The sequence below is a fragment of the Pseudonocardia sp. genome (genome assembly GCF_025465255.1).
Classification (GTDB): domain Bacteria; phylum Actinomycetota; class Actinomycetes; order Mycobacteriales; family Pseudonocardiaceae; genus Pseudonocardia.
Genome location: NZ_JAODNI010000121.1, coordinates 167817 through 174358, shown reverse-complemented (window position 1 = coordinate 174358; position 6542 = coordinate 167817). Strand labels below are relative to the sequence as shown.

Sequence of the window (6542 nt, the reverse complement as noted above, 5' to 3'; positions counted from 1 at the left end):
CGCGCTCGTCGCCCTCGGCGCGGCGCCCCGGGCCCTCCCGGCGGCCGGTGCTGCGCTCGGGGCGTGGGCGGAACCGCTTCCGGATCGGCCGGCTCGTGCTGGTCGCGCTGCTGCTCGTCTCGGCGGGCAAACTGCTGCTGATCCAGACCGTGCAGGCGGGTGAGCTCACCGCGAGCTCGGCCAAGCAGAGCACCACCAAGATCACCTTGGCCGCCGAGCGCGGCTCGATCCTGGACCGCGCGGGCAACCCGCTGGCCTTCAGCACCGAGGCCGTCGCGCTGGTGACGAACCCGCGGCTGCTGGCGCTGAACAAGGGCGAGCGGGCGGCCGCGTACAAGAACGAGATGGCCCAGGCCGTCGCCCAGGCCACCGGCGCGGACGCCAACGCGCTCTCGGCCGGGCTCGCCCAGGACCGCGGCTACATCGTCCTCGCCCCGCTCGTCGACCCCGGCGTGGCCCGGGACCTGCGCGACCGGTTCCCGGAGATCGCCGAGGAGAAGCGGGAGTCCCGCCAGTACCCGGCGGGCAACCTCGCCGCCAACGTGGTCGGCTCGTCGACGTGGGGTGCGGACGCCCGGAAGCTGACGGGCCGGGCCGGGCTGGAGTCCTCGCAGGACAACCTCCTGTCCGGGACCGACGGCTACCAGATCGTGGACACCGCGTCCGGCAGCGACACCGTCATCCCCGGCAGCACCCGCGCGGAGCTGGCCGCCGTCCCGGGCTCGGACCTGCAGCTCACGCTGGACTCGGACGTGCAGTACACCGTCCAGCAGCAACTCCAGGACTACGTGGCGAAGACCCGCGCCAAGGGCGGCTCGGCCGTCGTGCTCGACGCGAGGACCGGCCAGGTCCGGGCGATGGCGAACGGCCGGACCTTCGACCCGGCGAACATCGGCTCGGCGGACCCGGCCACGCTCGGCAACGCCGCAGTGTCCAGCCCGTTCGAGCCGGGTTCGGTCAACAAGATCGTGACGATGGCCGCGGCGCTGGAGAACGGCGTCGCAAAGCCGGACGACGTGCTCGACGTGCCCGGCAGCATCAAGGTCGCGGACCGTACGGTGCACGACGCCTGGTCGCACGGCCTCGACCACTACACGGTGACCGGCGTGCTGGCGAAGTCCTCGAACGTCGGCACGCTGATGCTCGCGCAGAAGGTCGGCGAGGACCACTTCTCCGACATGCTGGTGCGGTTCGGCCTGGGGCAGAAGACGGGCGTCGGCCTGCCGGGAGAGAGCGCCGGGCTCGTCCCGGCCCGCTCCACCTGGTCCGGCTCCACCTTCGGCAACCTGCCGATCGGCCAGGGCCTGTCCATGACCGCGCTGCAGATGGCGGGGATGTACCAGGCCGTCGCGAACGACGGGGTGCGGATCCCGCCGCGGATCGTCGAGGCCACGATCGCCCCGGACGGCACCCGCACGCCGACGGCCCAGCCCGAGGGCGTCCGGGTGGTCTCGCCGGAGACGGCGCGGCAGCTGCGGACGATGCTGATGGCCGTGACCCAGAAGGCCCACGGCCAGCAGGGCAGCGGCTACGCGGCGGAGGTCCCCGGCTACCAGGTCGCGGGGAAGACGGGCACGGCACAGCAGATCGACCCGTCCTGCGGCTGCTACGCCTCGTCGACGTACTGGATCACCTTCGCGGGCATGATCCCGCAGCAGGACCCGCGGTACGTCATCGCGATCATGCTCGACGCGCCCCAGGGCGGGACGAGCGCCGCGCCGCTGTTCCACGACATGGCGAGCTACATCGCGCAGAAGGACGCCCTTCCGGTCAGCCCGGACCCCACCCCGATCCAGACCCTCGTCGCGCCCTGAGCGGCGCCGTCCGGGGCACTGGTGGCGCTTTCGTGCCACAGCGCGACACGGGAGCGCCACGAGTCACGCGCGGCGGCGGGCCGGTGGGGCGGCCCGTCGATCATGGGCGAAGGCCCGAACGGCCCGAGGCTCGTGGGCCTTCCGTGTCCCGCCGCGGCTCGAGAGCGCCACGGGTGCGCGTCCTCGGCGGGACGTCCCCCCTGCGCGGTGATCGGCGTTCCGTGAGATCTTGCGGACACCCGGCGGCCCGGGCGCCCGACGTGGTCCGCGGACGTCGATCACCGGTGCGCTCCCGGCGGCCACCGGATCTTCCGGACCCGCCGCGTGCGGAACGTGCCGCAGGTCCGACGGCCACCGGTGGGCCCCGTGCGCCCGGCGGTGAGGGCCTTCCGGGGCCTCGGCGGTGCGCCGGGGAGCGGTGCGCGTGCCGCCGGTAACCTTCCGCGACGTGTCGCCCGCCAGCTCTCCCCCCACGGACGCGGTCGGTCTGCCACCGCGCCCCGCGCTGGTCCGCCCGGTCGACGTGGTCGCGCTCGCGGCCGCCGTCGGCGCGGAGCCGCACCCGGCAGGGGGCCGTCCCGCCGCCGTGACGGGGGTGACGCACCGGGCCGCGGAGGTCCGCCCCGGTGATCTCTTCGCCGCCCTGCCGGGCTCCCGCGTGCACGGTGCGGACTTCGCCGGGCAGGCCCTCGCCGCCGGCGCCACCGCCGTCCTCACCGACCCCGCCGGGCTGACCCGCCCGGAGCTGGCCGAGGCCGTGCGGTCTACCTCCGGACCGGACATCAAGGTCCTGCTGCACCCGCACCCCCGGGCCGTGCTCGGCGCGCTCTCCGCCGAGGTCTACGGGAACCCGACGGCCGCGCTGGACGTCCTGGGCGTCACCGGCACCAGCGGCAAGACGACGGTCGCGCACCTGCTCGAGGCCGGGCTGGCCGCGGGCAGGCGCTCCACCGGACTGCTCGGCACCGTCCAGACCCGGATCGGGGACACCAGCCTGCCCAGCGCCTTCACCACACCCGAGGCGCCGGACCTGCAGGCGCTGTTCGCGGTGATGCGCGAGCAGGGCGTCACCGACGTCGCCATGGAGGTGTCCAGCCACGCGCTCGCGATGGGCCGGGTCGCCGGCACCCGCTTCGCCGTCGGCGCGTTCACGAACCTCTCCCAGGACCACCTGGACTTCCACGCGACGATGGAGTCCTACTTCGCGGCCAAGGCCCGCCTCTTCCTCGACGACGAGGTGAAGGCCGAGCGCGGCGTCATCTGCGTCGACGACGAGTGGGGTCGGAAGCTGGCGGGCCTCGCCCCGGACGTGATCACCGTCTCGACGACCAGTCCCGCGGCCGACTGGACCGCCCGCGACGCCGCCTCGGACCCCGACGGTGCCCAGCACTTCCTCGCCGTCGGCCCGGACGGCGAGGAGATCCCCGTCGCGCTGCAGCTCCCCGGCGCCTTCAACGTCGCGAACGCCCTGCTCGCGCTGGCCTGCCTGGACGCCGTCGGGGTGTCCGCGGCCGTCGCCGCCGAGCACTTCGGCCGGCTCGCGGTGCCGGGGAGGATGCAGCGGGTGGAGGTCGGGCAGCCGTTCCTGGCCGTCGTCGACTACGCGCACAAGCCCGCCGCCGTCGCCGCCCTGCTCGACGCGTTGCGCGCCCAGCTGCCGGGCCGCGGCGCCCGGCTGATCACGGTGCTCGGCTGCGGCGGGGACCGGGACCGCGGCAAGCGGCCGCTGATGGGTGCCCTCGCGGCGGCCCGTTCGGACCTGCTGGTGATCACCGACGACAACCCGCGCACCGAGGACCCCGCCGAGATCCGCGCCGCGATGCGCGCGGGCGCGGAGGCGGAGCCCGGACGCGGGGACGTGCTCGAGGTCGGGGACCGGCGCGCGGCCATCGCGGCCGCCGTCGCGATCGCGAAGCCCGGGGACGCGGTCGTCGTCGCGGGCAAGGGGCACGAGAAGGGCCAGGAGATCCAGGGCTTCAAGCATCCCTTCGACGACGTCGACGAGCTCGCCGCGGCGATCCGCGCGGCCGGCGGCTGATCCGGACATGCCCCACACGGAACCGGAGGGACTCCGTCCGCCGAGGAGGGAGACACCATGATCGAGATGACGCTGGCCGAGATCGCCCGGGTGACGGGCGGGAGGCTGCACCGGGCCACCGGTGACGAGCGCGTCCGCGCGGTCGAGTTCGATTCCCGCAAGGTCGGCGACGGGGGGTTGTTCCTCGCGCTCCCCGGCGAGCGGACGGACGGGCACGACTTCGCCGCGGCCGCCGTCGCCGCCGGCGGGGTGGGCGTGCTGGCGGCCCGGGAGGTCGACGCCCCCGCGGTGATCGTGCCCGCCGCGCCCCCGAGCGCGGGTGGCACCTACCTCGACGAGTTCGACCCGGACGGCTCCGGGGCCGCGGTCCTCACCGCGCTCGGCCGGCTCGCGCGGCGCAACGTGGACTCGCTGGCGACCGGTCCGGCGCGGCTGCGGATCGTCGGGATCACCGGAAGCTCCGGCAAGACCTCGACCAAGGACCTGGTCGCGACCGTGCTGGCGCCGCTCGGGGAGACCGTCGCGCCGCCCGGATCCTTCAACAACGAGCTCGGCCACCCGTGGACGGCGCTGCGGGCGACCGAGGACACCCGGCACCTCGTGCTGGAGCTCTCCGCCCGCGGGCCGGGGCACATCGCCCGGCTCTGCGCGGTCGCGCCGCCGTCGATCGGGCTCGTGCTCAACGTCGGGCGCGCGCACCTCGGCGAGTTCGGCTCGCCGGAGGGGGTCGCGCAGGCCAAGGGCGAGCTGGTGGAGGCCCTCGCCGCGGACGGGGTCGCGATCCTGAACGCGGACGATCCCGCGGTCTCCGCGATGGCCTCCCGCACGGCGGCCCGGGTGGTCCGCTTCGGTCTGGCAGCACCGGTGTCTGCAGAGCGCTCTGCGCACACCGGCGCGCCACCCGGCCCGGACGTCAGCGCCCGGGACGTCGTCCTCGACGCCGGCCGGGCCCGATTCCGGCTGGTCACCCCCGTGGGCGAGGCGGACGTCGCGCTGCAGCTCGTCGGCGAGCACCACGTCTCCAACGCCCTGGCCGCCGCGGCCGTCGCGCTCGAGCTCGGCGGCACCCCGGAGGGGATCGCCGCGGCACTCTCGGCCGCCACCCCGGCGTCGCGCTGGCGGATGGAGGTCGAGAAGCGGGCCGACGGCGTCACGGTCGTCAACGACGCCTACAACGCCAACCCCGAGTCCATGCTGGCGGCGCTCCGGGCGCTGGCCGCCATCGCCCGGCCCACGCAGACGCAGCCGGGAAGGCGCACCTGGGCCGTCCTCGGCCCGATGGCCGAGCTGGGGCCGGACTCCGCCGCCGCACACGCCGAGACCGCCGCCGCGGCGCGCGAGCTGGGCGTCGACCGGATCGTCGCCGTCGGCACGGACGCCTACGGCGCCGGCCCCCGCACCACCGGCCGGGTCGACCGTGACGCCGCCCTGGCCCTGCTCCGCGCGGAGCTCGCCCCGGGCGACGTCGTCCTGGTCAAGGCCTCCCGGTCCGCCGGACTGGACCGCCTCGCGTCCGCCCTGCTGGCGGACGTCCCCGACAACACGAACGAGCAGGAACTGGTGACCCGGTGAGAGGTGTCTTCGTCGCCGCGGGCGTCGCGCTGGCGTTGTCCATCCTGATGACCCCGTACCTCATCAAGTTCTTCGCGAAGCAGGGCTTCGGCCAGGAGATCCGCGAGGACGGCCCGAAGAGCCACCAGAGCAAGCGCGGCACGCCCACGATGGGCGGCGTCGCGATCCTGCTGTCCATCTGGGTCGGCTACCTCGCCGCGCACCTGCTCACCGGCGAGCCGATGTCCGCGTCCGCGCTGCTGGTGCTGTTCCTGACCACCGCGCTCGGCGTCGTCGGCTTCCTGGACGACTTCATCAAGATCCGCCGCCAGCGCAACCTGGGCCTGAACAAGACCTCGAAGCTGGTGGGGCAGTTCCTCACCGCGGTGGTCTTCGGGATCCTCGCACTGCGCTTCGCCAACGCCCGCAACCTCACGCCGTCGTCGGACACGCTGTCGTTCGTCCGGGACATCGCGGTGATCTCGTTCGGCGGCATCGGCTTCGTGGTGTTCGCCTACCTGGTCGTCTCGGCCTGGTCGAACGCGGTGAACCTGACCGACGGCCTGGACGGGCTCGCCGCCGGCACCTCGGCGATGGTGCTGGCCACCTACGTGATCATCGGGTTCTGGCAGTTCCGCAACAGCTGTGCGGTCGTCTCCGCGGCGGGCTGCTACGAGGTCCGGGACCCGCTCGACGTCTCGATCGTCGCCGCCGCGGCGATGGGCGGCTGCATCGGCTTCCTCTGGTGGAACGCCGCCCCGGCCCGCATCTTCATGGGGGACACCGGCTCGCTGGCCCTCGGCGGCCTCGTCGCGGGGCTGTCCATAGTCACCCACACCGAGCTGCTGCTGCTGGTGATCGGCGGCGTGTTCGTCGTCGAGGTGCTGTCGGTGGCGCTGCAGATCGTCGTCTTCCGCACGACGAGACGACGGCTGTTCCGGATGGCCCCGTTCCACCACCACTTCGAGCTGGCGGGCTGGGCGGAGACGACGGTCATCATCCGGTTCTGGCTGCTCGGCGCCATGTGCGCGGCGCTGGGCCTGGGCATCTTCTACAGCGAGTGGCTCACCGCCTCGGCAGGGCTGTGAGCATGCAGCCCCGACCCCGCGCGTCGTGGAGCCACAACGCGCTTTCGAGAC

At 74.3% G+C, this 6542-nt stretch carries 4 protein-coding genes; all 4 read left to right on the top strand.

The window, feature by feature from the left end; genetic code table 11:
• The coding region (locus tag JWP64_RS15065; RefSeq protein ID WP_297496836.1) for a penicillin-binding protein 2 at nt 1-1814 on the top strand (1814 nt) is incomplete at its 5' end.
• Between the two features lie 586 nt (nt 1815-2400).
• Complete coding sequence (locus tag JWP64_RS15060) at nt 2401-3852, top strand: UDP-N-acetylmuramoyl-L-alanyl-D-glutamate--2,6-diaminopimelate ligase (protein ID WP_297496854.1); 1452 nt, start codon at nt 2401-2403, stop codon at nt 3850-3852.
• A 57-nt stretch (nt 3853-3909) separates the two neighbouring features.
• The gene (gene murF, locus JWP64_RS15055) at nt 3910-5424 is read left to right on the top strand and encodes a UDP-N-acetylmuramoyl-tripeptide--D-alanyl-D-alanine ligase (RefSeq protein ID WP_297496834.1); all 1515 of its coding nucleotides are present in this window, start codon (nt 3910-3912) and stop codon (nt 5422-5424) included.
• Nucleotides 5421-6491 (top strand): phospho-N-acetylmuramoyl-pentapeptide-transferase, encoded by a 1071-nt coding sequence (mraY, locus tag JWP64_RS15050; protein WP_297496832.1) that lies wholly within the window; start codon nt 5421-5423, stop codon nt 6489-6491. The genes murF and mraY overlap by 4 nt, the downstream gene beginning before the upstream one ends.
• The last annotated feature ends 51 nt before the right edge of the window (nt 6492-6542 follow it).

Excerpts from the sequence above, each read along its gene's own strand:
- murF (WP_297496834.1), top strand. The coding sequence starts at position 3,910 with ATGATCGAGATGACGCTGGCCGAGATCGCCCGGGTGACGGGCGGGAGG.